Annotated in this window: 15 protein-coding genes; all 15 read left to right on the top strand. The window is 56.0% G+C overall.

The window, feature by feature from the left end:
• Window positions 1-237: 237 nt before the first annotated feature.
• The 15 genes from ACLEIV_RS14465 (at window position 238) to ACLEIV_RS14395 (ending at window position 17105) form a co-directional block, all read left to right on the top strand.
• Window positions 238-1689, top strand: coding sequence for a flagellin (locus ACLEIV_RS14465; protein WP_410457338.1), 1452 nt, complete (start codon window positions 238-240; stop codon window positions 1687-1689).
• A 217-nt stretch (window positions 1690-1906) separates the two neighbouring features.
• On the top strand, window positions 1907-2317 hold the full coding sequence (locus tag ACLEIV_RS14460; RefSeq protein ID WP_410457337.1) for a flagellar protein FlaG: 411 nt from the start codon (window positions 1907-1909) through the stop codon (window positions 2315-2317).
• Between the two features lie 30 nt (window positions 2318-2347).
• Window positions 2348-3757, top strand: coding sequence for a flagellar filament capping protein FliD (fliD, locus tag ACLEIV_RS14455; RefSeq protein WP_410457336.1), 1410 nt, complete (start codon window positions 2348-2350; stop codon window positions 3755-3757).
• Window positions 3754-4050: a hypothetical protein gene (locus ACLEIV_RS14450; protein ID WP_410457335.1), complete on the top strand. Its 297-nt coding sequence runs from the start codon at window positions 3754-3756 to the stop codon at window positions 4048-4050. The genes fliD and ACLEIV_RS14450 overlap by 4 nt, the downstream gene beginning before the upstream one ends.
• A gap of 35 nt (window positions 4051-4085) precedes the next feature.
• Window positions 4086-4469 (top strand): flagellar export chaperone FliS, encoded by a 384-nt coding sequence (fliS, locus tag ACLEIV_RS14445; protein WP_410457334.1) that lies wholly within the window; start codon window positions 4086-4088, stop codon window positions 4467-4469.
• Between the two features lie 460 nt (window positions 4470-4929).
• A complete protein-coding gene (locus tag ACLEIV_RS14440; RefSeq protein ID WP_410457333.1) occupies window positions 4930-6390 on the top strand; it encodes a sigma-54 dependent transcriptional regulator in 1461 nt (486 codons plus the stop codon).
• A gap of 263 nt (window positions 6391-6653) precedes the next feature.
• Window positions 6654-7607, top strand: coding sequence for a sensor histidine kinase (locus ACLEIV_RS14435; protein WP_410457363.1), 954 nt, complete (start codon window positions 6654-6656; stop codon window positions 7605-7607).
• 321 nt (window positions 7608-7928) lie between these two features.
• Window positions 7929-9314: a sigma-54-dependent transcriptional regulator gene (locus ACLEIV_RS14430; RefSeq protein ID WP_410457332.1), complete on the top strand. Its 1386-nt coding sequence runs from the start codon at window positions 7929-7931 to the stop codon at window positions 9312-9314.
• Window positions 9315-9424: 110 nt separating this feature from the next.
• The gene (fliE, locus tag ACLEIV_RS14425; RefSeq protein WP_410457331.1) at window positions 9425-9739 is read left to right on the top strand and encodes a flagellar hook-basal body complex protein FliE; all 315 of its coding nucleotides are present in this window, start codon (window positions 9425-9427) and stop codon (window positions 9737-9739) included.
• A gap of 11 nt (window positions 9740-9750) precedes the next feature.
• Window positions 9751-11460: a flagellar basal-body MS-ring/collar protein FliF gene (gene fliF / locus ACLEIV_RS14420; protein WP_410457330.1), complete on the top strand. Its 1710-nt coding sequence runs from the start codon at window positions 9751-9753 to the stop codon at window positions 11458-11460.
• Window positions 11453-12499, top strand: coding sequence for a flagellar motor switch protein FliG (gene fliG, locus ACLEIV_RS14415; RefSeq protein ID WP_410457329.1), 1047 nt, complete (start codon window positions 11453-11455; stop codon window positions 12497-12499). Before fliF ends, fliG begins: the two co-directional genes overlap by 8 nt.
• Window positions 12496-13302 carry a flagellar assembly protein FliH gene (fliH, locus tag ACLEIV_RS14410; protein WP_410457328.1) on the top strand — a complete coding sequence of 269 codons (807 nt, stop codon included), beginning with the start codon at window positions 12496-12498 and terminating at the stop codon, window positions 13300-13302. Before fliG ends, fliH begins: the two co-directional genes overlap by 4 nt.
• The gene (gene fliI / locus ACLEIV_RS14405) at window positions 13289-14620 is read left to right on the top strand and encodes a flagellar protein export ATPase FliI (RefSeq protein ID WP_410457327.1); all 1332 of its coding nucleotides are present in this window, start codon (window positions 13289-13291) and stop codon (window positions 14618-14620) included. Before fliH ends, fliI begins: the two co-directional genes overlap by 14 nt.
• A complete protein-coding gene (fliJ, locus tag ACLEIV_RS14400; RefSeq protein ID WP_410457326.1) occupies window positions 14620-15057 on the top strand; it encodes a flagellar export protein FliJ in 438 nt (145 codons plus the stop codon). The genes fliI and fliJ overlap by 1 nt, the downstream gene beginning before the upstream one ends.
• A gap of 122 nt (window positions 15058-15179) precedes the next feature.
• Window positions 15180-17105, top strand: coding sequence for a flagellar hook-length control protein FliK (locus ACLEIV_RS14395; RefSeq protein WP_410457325.1), 1926 nt, complete (start codon window positions 15180-15182; stop codon window positions 17103-17105).
• Window positions 17106-17122 lie beyond the last annotated feature (17 nt).

Here is a 17122-nt window from a genome sequence, read left to right as displayed (position 1 = left end):
TAAGGCGTGAATGGTCGGGGTCACCCCATCGTTCACGCCTCACGCCTCACAATTTCTCCTAAAGCTTCCCACCGTCACGCCGATACTCATATGTAACCAGGCAAGAACATGTACCGATAATTTAGCGCGTAAAAAACCTTAAAGTCGTTACTTTTCTTGCCGATAACCCGGGTAAGAACAACAGATAGAACGCAACACCGGCATGGCGCCGGAAAGAACCTCAACGGAGAGTTTATTATGGCGATTACAGTCAACACCAACGTTACCGGCATGACCGCACAGCGTAACCTGAACCAGTCCAGCAGCGCGCTGGCCACCTCCATGGAGCGTCTGGCAACCGGTAGCCGCATCAACTCCGCCAAAGACGATGCCGCCGGTCTGCAAATTTCCAACCGCCTCAACTCTCAGGTGCGTGGTTTGGGTGTAGCGATGAAAAACGCCAGTGACGGTATCTCCATCGCGCAAACCGCAGAAGGTGCGATGAACGAGTCCACCAACATACTGCAGCGTATGCGTGACCTGTCATTGCAGTCTGCTAACGGAACCAACTCGGCTGACGATCGCAAGGCGATTCAGAAAGAAGTGAGTGCGTTACAGTCTGAACTGACCCGGATCGCCGAAACTACCTCTTTCGGCGGGCAAAATTTGATTGATGGCTCATTTGGCAGCCGTACACTACAAGTGGGTGCAAACTCTAACGAGACCATTGATCTTACCCTTAAAAATGTATCTGCGGATTCTATAGGTTCAAATCGTTTTACTCTAGCCGGTAGTGCGTTAGGCCAAGCAACACTTACAGCTGCGAACGGAGTAACGGCTTCCGCTGGTTTTACCATTAAAGGTACAGGGGATGATGTTGGTGTAGCTATTGGAGCTGGTCAGTCAGCTAGCACCATAGCTTCCAATATTAATAAAGAGTCTGCAAATACCGGTGTTTCCGCAGAAGCTTCGACCCAAGCCGAACTTTCAGGTTTAGCTGTGAAAGGCAAGATAGATTTTGATCTAAATGGTTCTTCGATTTCTGCAAATATCAGCGACCCGGGTGACTTGTCTGCTCTTGCAGATGCTATTAATGCTAAGGCTACCGATACCGGTGTTCAAGCATCAGTTGATGGTGGCACTCTAACTCTGACTGATAAGTCAGGTGCAGATATTGGTATATCTGGATATGTAGGTGGAGATATTGATTTAACTGGTGTTGATATTGATGGTAATAAAGGTACAGGGGTAACGCTTGTTGCGGGTGCTACAGCTACTGATACTGCTAATATAACTGGTTCGGTACGTCTGAGTTCCAACGAAGCCTTTTCTATCGATGCTGGTGGAGCGAATGCTACTATTGGTGCATCCGCTACTGCCGATTTCTCAGATTTATCATCGGTAGCTGATATTAATTTGTCTACTCAAGCTGGAGCACAGTCCGCGGTTTCCATTCTTGACGGTGCCATTGGTATGATTGATGCCCAGCGTTCCGACCTGGGTGCCATGCAAAACCGTTTGAACAGCACCATCAACAACCTGGCCAACACTCGTGAAAACGCGGCGGCTGGCATGTCTCGCATCAAGGATGTGGATTTTGCCCAGGAAACCGTGAATCTGACCAAGCAGCAGATCCTGCAGCAGGCCGGTACTTCCATCCTGGCTCAAGCCAAGCAAATCCCGCAGGCGGCTCTTTCACTGTTGGGCTAAGACCTTAATATTAGTAACCGGGGGCTTGGCCCCCGTTTTTTCAGTTGATTTAAGTTGATTTAACTTAAGTTACTTTAACTTAAGTCTCCTCTAATGCGAGGCTGTTTAGTTTAAGGTTGTTGGTGCTGAGTGCTTATTGTTAGTACCAAAGCCTTACCGCATTAAGCTAAGCAGCGTTTTCATTTATTAGTCTGTATAGCATAAGCTTGAGGATGCAATGATGGACACTCTTCCTTTATCCCCCAAAGCCCCTGTTTTAGCTTCTGATATGGGCACAATACAGCAGGCAACCACCACGAAACCCGTAGGCCGTGAAGCTACACAAACGGTGCAGGCCGTGCAGGCGCTGGATAAAACAGATGCGAATAGCGCCTCGGTGACCGAACAAACAGCACAAAATCTGACCGCCGAACAGCTGGCCGACATGGCCGAGCAGATGGACAAGTTTGTGGGTAGCTTTACTCATGAGCTTAAATTTCGCGTAGACGAAGACTCGGGCCGCAATGTAGTGACAGTGATTGATAGTCAAAGTGGTGATACTATTCGCCAGATTCCTACCGAAGAGCTGTTAGACGTGATCGCTCGCTTGGCCGAAGCCAGTGGTGGCTTGATTGACGTTAAGGCTTAAATCTTTGGCCAACGCAGAGGAGACTACATTATGAGCGGTTTGAAATTACCCGGCGTTGGCTCGGGTTTTCCAATTCAACAGTTTGTGGATGCAACCGTGTCCGCCGAGCGGGCACCTAAAGAAAAAATGCTAGCTCGTCAAGCTAATGACATTAACGTGCAGCTGTCTTCTTATGGCTCACTAAAAAGCGTGCTGAGTGAGTTTAAAGACTCGCTTAAAGCCTTGGGTGAGGAAGAGGCCTTTCAAAAGCGTTCTACCAGCTTTAATAACAGCGGTTTTACTAGTGCCAAAGCAGATAAAGACGCGGTAGCCGGTAGTTATACGCTAGTGGTTAAGCAGTTGGCACAAGCCCATAAAGTGGGTTCTGATGCCATTCCTAAGGCGGATGCCGAAAAAACGCTAGGCTCGGGTACTTTGACCCTAGGTGTAGGTGACGAGTCATTTAGCGTGGCGATAGATAAAGAGAAAAGCACCTTGGCAGAGGTGGCGGCAGCAGTAAACAACGCTGAAGAAAACAAAGGGGTACGCGCTACTGTCGTGACAGATGACACCGGATCTCGGTTGGTGTTTTTTGCTGAAAAAACCGGTACCGAAAATGAAGTGACCGTTTCTGCTACCGGTGATGGTAATGGAGAGGGCCCTAGCCTGGCTACACTGGGTTCCGTTACCGAGATCCAACCGGCTAAAGACGCACAAGTGACCATAGATGGTGCATTAGTTACCAGCCAAAGCAACGAGATTAAAGATGCGATTCAAGGGGTGACGCTGGATCTTAAAAAAGTGAATGACCCAGAAACTTCTGATAAAACTGACGCCAAGAAAGAAACGATTTTAACCATCGGTTATGATAAAAGTACGGTAGAGAAAAATTTAAAAGGCTTTGTTGACTCCTTTAATAAGGTGATGAGTGCCATCAATCAGCTGACGTCTTATGATCCCGACACCGAGCGAGCCGGCCCACTGAATGGCGATAGCAGTACCCGTAGTTTAACATCGCAAATTCGTAACATGCTGAGCGAATCGGTAGAAGGCGCGGTAGCCCCAATTAAAAACCTGACTGACCTGGGTATTACCAGTAAAAAAGACGGCACCATAGAGCTGGATGAGGATATTCTTAAAAAGCAGGTAGAAGACAACTTCGAGCGCATTGGCCACTTGTTTGCGTCTGAAAAAGGGGTGTCGAACAAGCTGGATGAGATGCTGGAAAGTTTCGTCGGTAAAGAAGGGGTTTTAACCGAGCGTGATAAGTCACTAAACGAGAAAATGGCAAAGCTCGATAAAGAAGCGGTCGACTTCGAGCTTTATATGGAGAAGTTTGAAGAGCGTACTTATAAGCAATTTACCAGTATGGATATTATGATTGCACAATTAAATCAGCAGCTGAGTTCAGTCACGGCAGCCTTTGCCAATATGCCTGACTTTAGCGGTAGTAAGTCATGAGCTCTCTCACGCAGCTAACCGAGTTGGATATTAAACTGTTTGCCGAGCTGGCTAAGGCGGATGAGTTTGATGAAGAATATTTTGCCGAACAGCTGGCAGTAAGAGCCGATTTTTTGGCGCAAGTGATTAGCGAAGGTGACATAAGTGCTGCCGAATCGAGCGAGCTGATTGTTCGCTCGCGCCAATTAAAAGAAGCCGCCGAACAGCTACAGTTACAGCTGGGCGAGCAACTTAAAAAAATGCATAAAGGTCGCCGTTCGGTGCAGGCTTATCAAACCGTTAAACGTAATTAGACGTAATGTAGGAGTAAGTAGCAATGCGTGGCTCAATGAAAGCCTATAAATCTGTGGCGTTGGACAGTCAAAAAACCGTAGCCAGTCCCTATAAAGTAGTACAAATGTTATTGGCCGGTGCCCTAGAACGGCTGGCCAAGGCTCGAGTTGCCATAGAGCAGGAAAAGCCGGACCAGCGTGGTGAATTGCTGGGGGCCACCATGATGATCGTCGCCGAACTGCGTATGGCCTTGGATCATGACACCGGCGGCGAGATAGCGGCCAATCTCGATAACCTCTATGAGTTCATCATGGCCGAGCTGGTACTGGCCAATACCGAAAACAGTATCGATAAGCTGGAAGCCATTAGTGGTTTGCTGCGTGATATCAAGGAAAGCTGGGATGCCATTCCCGCTGGCCAGCAACAGGTGCCAGCCTGACCCTATGTCATCGGCGCCAATACCGGCGCCGCTTGATTTGAGTGTTGTCTTTTCGTCAGGTCGCTATGCGCGTTTATCCTCTTGTTTACCCTCCATTTATCAATAAATATCCAATACCCAGAGCAGAACCCTTATCTTTTGAAACCTTCCGAAAAAAGTGACGGCTCAGTTTGTCTCGTCGATTATCGTTTTTTATCCATCGGTGTCAGAAATTTGCCAGCTCCTCGGCTGATAAATGGGTTTTGATTGAAAAATAGACAGCCTCAAGTGGGGATTTGATCTTGATCAATGATCATGGACTTTATGCGACCTTATCTGTCGAGTTATTTTGACGCCTGTGTCAGAATTACGACTAATGGGTTCATATTGGCACCATCATGATGCTATGCTATGACCGATTCGGGATAATCATCGAGTAAGCACTCATAATAACTAATTGAATAGCAAGGATATTTACCCTATGGGCTTTAACGGCTTCGTCCTGATTATGGACCACAACCAGGAGCGACGGTCAAGGCTTGAAGCCATCCTTTCCTTCATGCAAGTGAAGTGGCGCAGTGGCAGTCGGGCTGAAGATCAGACCTGGTTGCAGAGTCAGCCGCAGAATGTGACGGTGCTGGTGGGCGATACGGATATCTCTTTACCTCAGTTGCTGAATACCTTTCCGCATCATGCCTTTATCAGTCTGAAGAATACCGGCTGCCGGGCCGGTAATTTACTGGGCACCCTGAGCGAGCTGACTTATGACGAGCTGACTTCGTTGCTGACCCAGGCGCAATACTGGCAGCCGGTGCGGCCGTCCAACGAGCAGGATGCGGGTCTGCAACAGTTACTGATTGGCGCCAGTGCCTCCATGAAAGAGGTGAAGAACCTGATCCGTCAGGTGGCGGGCAAACCGGCCAATGTGCTGCTGCTGGGTGAGTCTGGTACCGGCAAGGAAGTGATCGCCCGCGCCATTCATGCCTTGTCGTTGCAGGCAGAGGGGCCTTTCGTGCCCATCAACTGCGGTGCCATTCCGGCCGAGCTGCTGGAAAGCGAGCTGTTCGGCCACGAAAAAGGCGCCTTCACCGGTGCGGTGTCGGCGCGCAAGGGGCGTTTCGAGTTGGCCGAGGGCGGTACCCTGTTTCTGGACGAGATAGGCGACATGCCGTTGCCGATGCAGGTTAAACTGTTGCGGGTATTGCAGGAGCGCACCTTCGAACGGGTCGGTGGTACCCGGCCGATCGAGGCCAAGGTGCGAGTGATTGCGGCGACGCACCGCGATCTTGAGCAGATGATTTATGAACAGCGTTTTCGGGAAGATCTTTATTATCGGTTGAATGTCTTTCCGATTGAGGCTCCCCCCTTGCGCCAACGCCAGGACGATATTCCTCTGTTGTTGAATGAACTGATTGCTCGTCATCGGCTTACTCACGGTGCCGACCTGTCTTTTTCGGCGGATGCTATTGCCTCGCTGCAATCCTGGCACTGGCCGGGTAACGTGCGCGAGTTGTCCAACCTGGTGGAGCGGATGTTTATTCTGTGTCCAAACCTGGTGGTGCAGCCGGAAGACCTGCCGGCGAAATACCGTTTTTTGAGTGACGAGCAGCTGGTCGTGCGGTCTTTCGATGAACTGGACGAACGAGATGCGCTGTCTGCGATGTTTCAGTCCGGTGATGAGCAGGCCGAAGACGAGGCCGATTTCTTCGATTTTCAGCCGGTTGACGATATGGAGCTTGAACAGCCGGAACCGGTCGCCCCCTCGCTGTCGCCTGAGGGCGTCAACCTCAAGAAAATGCTGGCCAATATCGAGATGGACATGATTGGTCAGGCGCTGGAAGTCAACGACGGCGTGGTGGCGCGAGCCGCCGAGCACCTGGGCATGCGCCGCACCACCCTGGTCGAGAAAATGAAGAAATACGGTATTAACCGTGACATGTGAGGGCGTGAGGCGGAAAAAAGCGTTAAGCCGTAAGCCGTCAGAGAAACAGCCGGTGGATGTGGTATCAGTTTATGCCTGTCAGTTCCTATTCTCTGGCGGCTGCGGCGCATCAATGGGCGCCTACGATAAGCGGTCTCACGCCTCATGTTTCCGGCTTTGGCATGCTTATTGAATAATCCGATAACTACTTCCTCAATCGTCGCCACCTTATGTTCAGTGATCCTGCCCTATTGCTAAAAGCGTCGTCAGGTACGCCCTTGAATATGGAGTTATTGCTGAATGCCATGCCCAGCGGTGTGGTCTGGCTGGATGGCCGGGGGCGGGTGGCGCTGGCCAACCCGGCGGCTCGGGCGATACTGGGCGAGCCTTTGCTGGCAGAGCGCTGGCCCGGGGTGATTGAACGGGTGTTTGCGCCGCAGCCGGATGACGGGCTGCAGGTGTCGTTGAAAGACGGCCGGCGCATACAGCTGGCCATCGCGCACGTAGAAGGACAACCCGGCCAGCTGATCCAGTTGACCGACATGACGCCCACCCGTACCTGGGTTGAGCAGCAAAGCCATGCCCAGCGTCTGGCGGCGCTGGGGCAAATGGCGGCTATCCTGGCCCATCAAATACGTACACCTCTTTCTGCCGCCATCTTGTACGGCGCGAATTTATCTGCTTCCACCCTGAGTGATACGCAACGGGCGCAGTTTCAGCAGCGGCTGATGGCGCGGCTGAACGACATAGAGCGTCAAATAAGCGACATTTTGCTGTTTGCCCGGCCCGAGCAGAGCTCGATAGCCGAGGAATTGGAGTTGAGTGAGCTGGTGCGCCAATACGCCGAGGCGGCCGCTTCCTTGCTGGTGGCCAAAGGTGCCACCCTGAAGGTTTCTTCGGCGGAGCCGGTGCTGGTACTAGGCAACGCCCATGCCCTCAAAGGCATTCTGCTGAATTTACTGGAGAATGCGACAGAAGCGGGGGCGACCCGGATCGAGCTGACGGTAATGTCGGCCCCGAATGATGAAGTCGAGATACGAGTACGGGATAACGGCAAAGGCATGGACACCAGCCTGCTCAATCGGATCTTCACCCCGTTTTTTACTACCCGAAGTCAGGGTACCGGTCTTGGCTTGGCGGCGGTAACGGCGGTGATGCGCGCCCATCAGGGCCGAGTCACGGTGCAGTCGACACAGGGGCTGGGCAGTTGCTTCAGCCTGTGGCTGCCTAAGAAGTGAGGGGGAAAGCGGAATATCGAGCCTGCGCAGATAGTCTGTTTCCTCCAGCTATTAGGGTTTAGTGACCTTTTTCGGTTGAATTTCGTCCGAGTTAAACGCGTTTGGCCGAGCACGCAGGGCAGCGCTTGTGGCGTCTTTTTACTGCGTTGTCATTCCCGGGAAGGTGGGAGTCCAGAACTGGTGGCGCAGAACGGTCAGACGGCGGTTTGTCTGCAAAGGTCCTGTACCCCCGCCTTCGCGAGGGTGACGAGAAAGGCAAACCAGCCCCAGAGTCCACATCAGTTATAGGACATGGCGTAAATAGGTTAAGGAGGCATCTTCATGACTAATGATGTACAGCCCGATGTTGTTGATATGCTCATCGTCGAAGACGATCCGGGGTTGCAGCAAGCGTTGCAGGATACCCTGCTGCTGGCAGGTTTTTCTTGCGAGGCGGTCAACAGTGCCGAGTCGGCCATCGTCTGGTTGCAGAAGCAAACGGTGCGGCTGGTGATCACCGATGTGCAGATGGCCGGTATGGACGGCCTGGAGTTGCTCGACTGGATCAACCGTCGTGTTCCGGGCCTGCCGGTGCTGGTGATCACCGCTTACGCCCAGGTGGCGGGCGCGGTGGCCGCCATGCGTGCCGGCGCGGTGGATTATCTGGCCAAGCCGTTTGCGCCAGAAGCCCTGCTGGCGGTCGTATCGCGCCATGTGTCACAAGACGTGGCGGACAGCGGCGATCCTGTGGTGGGGGACGCCGGTAGCATACAACTGCTGCAACTGGCGACAAAGGTGGCCGAGTCGGGGGCGAGCGTGATGATAAGCGGCCCCAGCGGCACCGGCAAAGAGGTGCTGGCGCGTTTTATTCATCAACGCTCCGAGCGGGCCGGGGGTCCCTTTGTGGCCATCAACTGTGCCGCCATTCCCGATAACATGCTGGAAGCCACCCTGTTCGGTTACGAAAAAGGTGCCTTCACCGGGGCGGTTCTGGCCTGCCCTGGCAAATTCGAACAGGCCCATGGCGGCACCCTGCTGCTGGATGAAATTACCGAAATGGATCTCAACCTGCAGGCCAAGTTGCTGCGGGTGTTGCAAGAGCGGGAAGTGGAACGCCTGGGCGGGCGCAAGACAATAGCGTTGGATGTGCGGGTGCTGGCGACCAGCAATCGGGATCTGCACCATGCCGTTGCGGAAAAACATTTCCGGGAAGATCTGTTCTACCGGCTTAATGTGTTTCCGTTGCACTGGCCGGCACTGGTCGAACGGCCCGGCGACATAATGCCACTGGCGGAATATCTGTTGCAGCGCCACGGGCGCGATCAGGGACGAGGAAGGCTGGTACTGAGTGACGAGGCCAGGGTCAAATTGCAGGCCTGGCACTGGCCGGGTAACGTGCGTGAGCTGGGTAACGTGATACAGCGGGCGCTGATACTGGCGCATGGTGCTGTGATTGAAGCGACCGATATTCTGCTGGACGCCTCGGCGCCAGCGGCACAGCCGTCATTCTCTGCCCCCTCAACCGACCCGGTACAGATGATCGCGGAAGAACAGGGCAGTGATCTGGGCAAAGAGCTGGCCACGCAGGAACATCTGATTATCTTGCAGGCATTGCAAACCTGCGCCGGCAGCCGCCAGCAGGTAGCGGAAAAGCTCGGCATCAGCCCGCGCACCCTGCGTTATAAACTGGCCCGCATGCGAGATGCCGGGATCAGCGTGCCGGCCTGAAATGGCCCGGCATGATCGGATACAAGACGAAGGAACAGATAAAGATAGACTGGCCCGTCGTTTGCATTATGATCTTCACGCTACTTAATCTGACAGAGGGAGTGACTGGAATGGACATTACCGCCGCTGCATTGTTATCGGACATGCAAGCCGTCAAAGGCGAGCTGCAACCGCTGACCCCGGCCAATGGTATGGCGCCGCAACAGGATTTTTCCGCCCTGCTGACTCAGGCGGTAAATAACGTGAATGGCTTGCAGCAAAATACCGGTGATCTGCGTAACCGCTTCGAGCTGGGAGATGAATCGGTCAGCCTGGAGCAGGTCATGATCTCGGCGCAAAAGTCGAGTATCGCCTTCGATGCCACCGTGCAGGTGCGCAACAAGGTGGTTGAGGCCTACAAAACCATTATGAACATGCCGGTATGAGGACTTGATTGGTGGCTGATAATCCGTTGGTGAATACCGACAAATCTGCACTTGCCACCAGCGAGGCCAATTCACTGGAAGCAGAAGAGCAGAAAAGCACACCGTTCGCCCTGCTGGGCAACACCGATATCTTGCGCCAGGTCATTATCGTGCTGGCGCTGGCCATTTGTCTGGCGATGGCGGTATTTATCCTGCTGTGGGGAAAAGAGCCCCAGATGCGGCCGCTGGGCGTGTACAGCAATCAGGAACTGATTGAAACTCTCGATTTTCTCGATGCGCAAAAAGTCGAATACTCCATCGACGGCAGCACTGTGCTGGTGCGGGCCGATAAATTTGCCGACATTCAGCTCAACCTGCGCCGATCCGGCCTGAACCAGAGTGCCCCCCAGGGCGATGCCATCTTGTTGTCCGACCCCGGTTTCGGCATCAGTCAGCGCCTGGAGCGGGAGCGGCTTAACCTGAGCCGCGAACGGCAACTGGCGCGGGTGATAGAGCAATTTAACAGCGTGGCTCAGGCCCAGGTATTGCTGGCCATTCCTCGCGAAAACGTCTTTGTACGCGACAAGCGCCAGCCCAGCGCCACCGTGGTGTTGAACTTGCGCCGGGGCGGCACCCTGCGTCAGGAAGAAGTGGATGCCATCGTGGATACGGTGGCCTCGGCGGTGTCGGACATGACGCCGGGCCGGGTTACGGTGACCGATCAGAACGGTCGATTACTCAATTCCGGCTCACAGGATCCGCTGTCGGCCCGCACTCGTCGTGAATTTGAACAGCAGCAAAAGCAGGAAGCCGAGTATCGTCAGAAGATTGACGCCATTCTGAGTCCGGTGCTGGGGCTCGGAAATTACACAGCCGAAGTCGATGTGCGGCTCGATTTCAGCCGCAAAGAGCAGACCATCAAGTCGTTTAACCCCGATCTGCCGGCGGTACGATCGGAAATGGTGATGGAAGACAACACCTCGGGTCTGGGGGCCATCGGCATTCCGGGCGCGCTCACCAATCAGCCGCCGGCCGAGTCTGATATCCCCGAAGAGGCCGCCGGGCTGGCGCAGGAAAAACGGACCAACGAGCGCTCCCGTCGGGAGGCAACCCGCAATTTCGAGCTGGATACCACCATCAGTCATACCCAGAGTTCGACCGGTGATATTCGTCGGCTGACGGTATCGGTGGCGGTGGATCACAAGACCGTCAGTAACGCCGATGGCACCACAGAGCGGGTAGCGCTCACGCCGGAAGAGCTGACGCGCATCGATCGGCTGTTGCGGGGCGGCCTGGGCTTCGATGTGAGCCGGGGCGATGCCATCGAAGTGGTGTCGGTGGCGTTCAACCGACCCCAGCTTGACGATATTGCCGGCGTGCCTTTTTATCAACAGCCCTGGTTCTGGCATCTGGCCCGGATCCTCGGTGCCGTTCTGGTGCTGATTGTGTTGTTGCTGACTCTGGTGCGGCCCATGGTGCGGCGTCTGCTGGGCAGCGACGAAAAAATGCCGGAAGAGGTGGATCTGGACGGTCAGAATGCACTGTTGGGCAATGACAGTCTGTCGTTGTTGGCTCAGCAGGCCGAGCAGGATGACGGCATGTTCGGTATTCGCGAGGGTCGTTTGCAACTGCCGGATCTGAATAAAGATGAAGATGTGTTGTCGGCTATTCGGGCCCTGGTGGCCAACGAACCGGATCTGGCGGCACAGGTAGTGAGAGATTGGGTGAGAGCCGATGACTGATACTCAGCAACTGATGATTACCGACGAGCAGCGTCAGTTGCTCGACAAGATGACCGGTACCGAAAGGGCCGCGCTCCTGATGTTGAGCCTGCGGGAAGAGGATGCGGCCCAGATTTTTCGTCATCTCGACCCCAAGCAGGTACAGCGACTGGGAATGAAAATGGCCTCGGTCGGCGATTTTGGCCCCGACCGGGTGGGGGCTGTGCATCGTCTCTTTATCGAAGATATTCAGCGTTTCACCAAAATCGGCGTGGGCAGCCAGGACTTCGTGCGCAACGCCCTGGTGTCGGCCCTGGGTGAAGACAAGGCCGGACGCCTGGTGGACCAGATTTCGGCCGGTGCCGGTTCACGCGGCCTGGACTCGCTTAAATGGATGGATGCGCGCCAGGTGGCGGGTATTATTCTCAACGAACATCCGCAAATTCAGACCATAGTGCTGTCTTATCTCGAGCCGGAGCAGGCCGCCGAAATTCTGCAGCAGTTTGCCGAGCCGGTGCGCCTGGATCTGGTAATGCGTATCGCCGAGCTGGAAGAAGTACAGCCGGCGGCGCTGCAAGAGCTGAACGACATCATGGAAAAACAGTTTGCCGGCCAGAGTGGTGCCAAGGCCGCCAAGATGGGGGGCCTGAAAGCCGCGGCCAATATCATGAACTACCTGGATACCTCGATCGAAGGCACCCTGATGGAAGCCATTCGTGATGAAGACGAAGAGATGAGCATGAAGATCCAGGATCTGATGTTCGTGTTTGAAAATCTGATTGATGTGGACGATCGCGGCATACAGTTGCTGCTGCGCGAGGTGAATGGCGAGCTGTTGCAGCGGGCCTTGAAAGGGGCGGACGATCAGCTCAAGGACAAGTTCCTGAACAACATGTCCAAGCGGGCCGCCGAGATGATGCAGGACGATCTGGATGCCATGGGCCCGGTGCGGGTAAGCGATGTTGAGCTGGCCCAGAAGGAAATACTGGGCATCGCCCGTCGTCTGGCAGACAGTGGTGAGCTGATGCTGGCCAAAGGCGGTGGAGATGACTTCGTATGAGTCGTAATGCCTATTCCTCTGGTCATGGTCATCCGCCCCGTGATGAAAACGCGGACGCCGAACACTGGTCCTGGCCGGACATGGCGCAGCCCCGGGTTGCCTCCAAAGAGCGGGCGCTTAATATCAAGCGCCGGGTCGAGGTGGCGACGCCCGAGCCGGTGTTTGAGCCGGATCCCGAGCCCCTGACTGCCGAAGCTCTGGAAGCCATTCGACAGGCCGCCTATGAGGAAGGCTTTGAACAGGGAAAACAAGAGGGCCAGGCTGCCGGGCAGGAAGAAGGTCGGCTCACCGGGCTGCAGCAGGGGCACGAAGCCGGCTTGCAACAGGGGCTGGAGCAGGGCCTGGCCGAAGGGCAGGAACAAATCGAGCAGTTGCGCCGACAATGGCAGCAACTGCTCGAGGGTTTGCAGGCGCCATTGGCCCAGATAGATCGGGTAGTGGAGCAAAGTCTGGTCACCCTGGCCCAGGAGCTGGCCCGTAACCTGCTGAAGACCGAAGTCAGCACCTCGCCCCAGTTATTGCTGGCCACGGTACGTGAAGCGCTGGCGGCCTTGCCGGGCCATGAGGGCGGCGTCACCCTGTTTTTGCATCCGGACGACCTGGCCATCATCGAACAGCATTTCGACGAAAAAAATCGCCGGCAGAGAGGCTGGGAACTGGTAAGCGAGCCCGGCCAGGGCCGCGGCGATCTGCGAGTAAAAACCGCCTTGTCCGAGCTGGATGTCAGCCTGGCCTTGCGTATAGACGAGCTGATGGCCAACTTCCTCAAGGCGAACTGGAATCGCTTCCATGACTCTCCCTGAGCGGCTTGCTGCCTATCAGACCAGGGGATTAATGCCGGCCATGGCGGCCAGCGGCAAGTTGACCCGGGTGGTGGGGCTGACGTTGGAGGCGGTGGGGTGTACCGCCGCCGTGGGCAGTCAGTGCAAAATCCAGACGATGTTTGGTGATATGGACGCCGAGGTGGTCGGTTTTGCCGACGATCGGCTGTTTTTAATGCCCAGCGAGTCGCTCAAGGGGGTGATCCCCGGCGCCCGGGTGACGCCGGTAGGCCAGGGAGCCGGGGTGCCGGTGGGCATGGAATTGCTGGGGCGGGTGATTGACGGTATCGGCCAGCCGCTGGATGGCCTGGGCCCCATCGTCACCAGTACCACCGCCGACTTTACCGCCCAGCGACTGAACCCGATGGCACGCAAGCCGATTGAAACGCCGATGGATGTGGGCGTACGGGCCATCAATGCGCTGCTGACGGTAGGGCAGGGCCAGCGCATGGGGCTCTTTGCCGGCTCAGGGGTCGGCAAGAGTGTACTGCTGGGCATGATGACCCGGGGTGCCAAGGCCGATGTGGTGATCGTGGGACTGATTGGCGAGCGTGGCCGTGAAGTAAAAGAATTTATCGACGTCATTCTCGGCGAAGAAGGTCGGGCTCGCGCCGTGGTGGTGGCGGCTCCGGCCGATGCCTCACCCCTGATGCGCCTCAAGGGCTGCGAAACGGCACTGACCCTGGCGGAATACTTTCGGGATCAGGGACTCAGCGTGTTGCTGCTGATGGATTCGCTGACCCGTTACGCCCAGGCCCAGCGTGAAATCGCGCTGGCGGTGGGGGAGCCTCCGGCCAGCAAGGGGTATCCGCCCTCGGTGTTTGCCCGGCTGCCGGCATTGGTTGAGCGGGCCGGTAACGGCGCCGAAGGCCAGGGCAGCATTACCGCCTTTTTCACCGTGCTGACCGAAGGTGACGACCTGCAGGATCCCATCGCCGATGCGGCTCGCGCCATTCTCGATGGTCACATAGTGCTGTCGCGGCAACTGGCCGACAGCGGCCACTATCCGGCCATCGACATCGAAAAGTCGATCAGTCGGGTAATGACGGCGGTCACGACCGATACGCACCAGCAACAGGCCCGCGCCGTCAAACAGGCTTATGCCCTCTATCAGCAAAATCACGATCTGATCAACCTGGGTGCCTATCAGTCCGGTGCCGATCCCCGGCTGGACATGGCCATTCATATCCGCCCTCGGCTGGATCACTTCCTGACCCAGAGCATGACGGATGTGGTGGAGCTCCCCATGTGCCTGAACGATCTCGACATCATTAGTAAACCGCTGTTGAGAGCCGGTTGATGAGTCGGGCACTGCAGCTGTTGCTGGAACAACTCGATGGTCAGGAACGCAAGGCGGCGGCAGAGCTTGGCGCCGCACGGCTGCAACTGCAACAGCTGGAGCAGCAGCAGCAGACACTGAGCCAGTACCAGCGTAATTACAGTCAGGAATTTCACAACCGGGGTCAACAGGGACTTAGCGCTCATCAGTTCGGTCATTTTCAGGGTTTTATAGACAAGCTGGAAGTGGCTCAGCAGCAGCAGCAAGACGGTTTGCTGCAGGCCAGACGGATGCTGGAGCAAAGCCGCATCGCCTGGATGGCGATACGTACCCGCAAGCAGGCCATCGAAAAATTGTTGGAGCGAGAGGCCGAACGGCAACGGCTCGACAGCAGCCGGCAGGAGCAGAAAATGCTCGATAACCTGGCTATCTACCGGTTTCACAAGAAAAGACGCTAGCCTCCGGGGAAGAAACGGAGACTAACTGAACGGAATAGATTTATGGTGTGGTTATTGCATGGTTTATGTGTCGATGCAATGACTGACGGCGCGGCCGCAGGATTTACGGGGATCACTTCATCATGACCATGAACATCATGTCTATGCGGGTTCAGGCCGGTCAGGAAATGGCCGCCAGAATGACTGATGCCGACAACACTGGCGGTGCCGGGCGGTTTGCCGAGGTGCTGACGCGGCAGTCATCACCTGGGGAGGGCGAGCTTGGTGCCCAGCCCGATACCGAAATCCAGGCCGGGGTTGCCTCGTCTGGTTCGATCTCTTCCGAGCCGCCTCCGGCCGCATCGACCGATGGCGATTTCCGGAGCGGTGTGCAAGAGAGCCATCTCGAGGCTCCGGCGTCTGCTTCAGCCGAGGGGGAAAGCGAGCGGTCGGCAGAAACGTTGTCAGCCGGCGATACGGCGGGCCAGGAGTTGACGGCGAACAAGCCGACGGATCCGGCCAGAGCCACCGCCCTCTCGGCAGCAGCTACTTTTGTCTCCCCCGCCATCGACTCAGGGTCTGAAACCGGGACAGGGTCGGCAATGCGGACGACGACGGCAGCCGCTTCGGGTGAGGTGCTCACGCAAGATGCGCCAGGTGGTGCCCGGTCGGCTGCGGTGACACCGGAAAGCCGGATGGCAGGCTCGGTGCCTTCCGGCACATCTGAGCGGCAAGGCGGCATTCCATTGCCACCGACGGGCACCATCGATAAGCCCGACATTGATAACACCGCAGTTGATAAGACCACCGTCGAGACAGCGGGAGCGGAGAAATTCGTAGCGGAAAAATACGCCGCCGGTAAATACGAAATGGATAAGCCGGTCGACGCGGCCGCCGGTAAGGAAACAACTGGCGTCACAGGGGCCGGTTTTTTATCCGCCTCGGTCGGCACCGGCTCATCACAGACTAAGGATGCAATGGCGGGCCAGAAGGCAAAGAGTGACTCGAGCTCGGCACAGGATGCGAGCATAGAGGCCGACGAGTCGCCCCCGATGCCCAGGAGTATGTCAAAGCCAGAGGCTCCTTCGGGTGGACAGGTTGGCGCGCAGTCAAGCGATATTCGTCGTGAGCCGATGGTGATGATGTCAAACGCGACCACCGAGCCCACGGCGGAGTTTGACCGGCAGATACGTCAGGTAATGGCCTGGTCGTCAACTGAGGCTATCTCGTCCTCGGCTCCCGCGGCAGCCGCGAATGAAGGCCGGGCACCGGAATGGCTGGCACAAATTGAACATGGTCGTCGCTGGTCACAACCAGGCTTGCAGCCCGGTGCCCGGCCGGATCCCGGCACCGACGGCAAAGAGTTGCCATCGGTCGCGCTGGCGGAGGAGGAAGGCGAGGGCGAAAGCAAGGCGGAGCGCGTATTCGAACGGGAGGTGATGGGCTCGATCGAATCCGCATTGCTGTCAGGTCAAACGGGTGCTGAATGGTCATCGGTGACGAATCACCCCCCTGTCGCTCAGGATGTCGGCATTATAATGGCGGGCCGGGATGGTATACAGACAGCGGCCACACCAGAGCGTCCAGCGTTGCCGGATCGGGTGTTAACGTTGCAGGGCACTCCGGAACAAAGCGCAAAGCAGCTGGCACAACAGGTACAGATAATGGTGAGCCAGAATCTGGAGGAGGCGGATATTCGCCTTAATCCGTCGGAACTTGGCGGTCTCAGGATCCAGGTGAAAATGGAGCAGGGGGAAGTCCAGGTCCAGTTTCTGGCCAGTCATCCACAGGCCAGGGAATTGCTTGATCAGGCCTTGCCGCGCTTGAGAGAGATGATGAGCCAGCAGGGGTTGAACCTGAGCCCAGGTCAGGGTCAGTTAGCCGGTCAGCAGGGGGGCTTCAATCAGAATGCGCAGCAAGAAGCCCGACAAGAAGCTCAATCGTCGGGGGAAAGCTCCCGTGATAGCTCGCGCGGCACCGTCGATGGTGATGAATATCAAGCGTCGGGAGAGGAAACTCGAACGTCGCGCTTTGGTCGCGATGCCGGCAGAATTGATTTTTTTGCGTGATTTAAAAAAGTGAGCAA

The sequence above is a fragment of the Oceanisphaera submarina genome (assembly GCF_046521305.1).
GTDB lineage: Bacteria > Pseudomonadota > Gammaproteobacteria > Enterobacterales > Aeromonadaceae > Oceanimonas > Oceanimonas submarina.
Note: the sequence above shows the minus strand (reverse complement) of the source record. Positions and strands in the feature narration are given on the sequence as shown.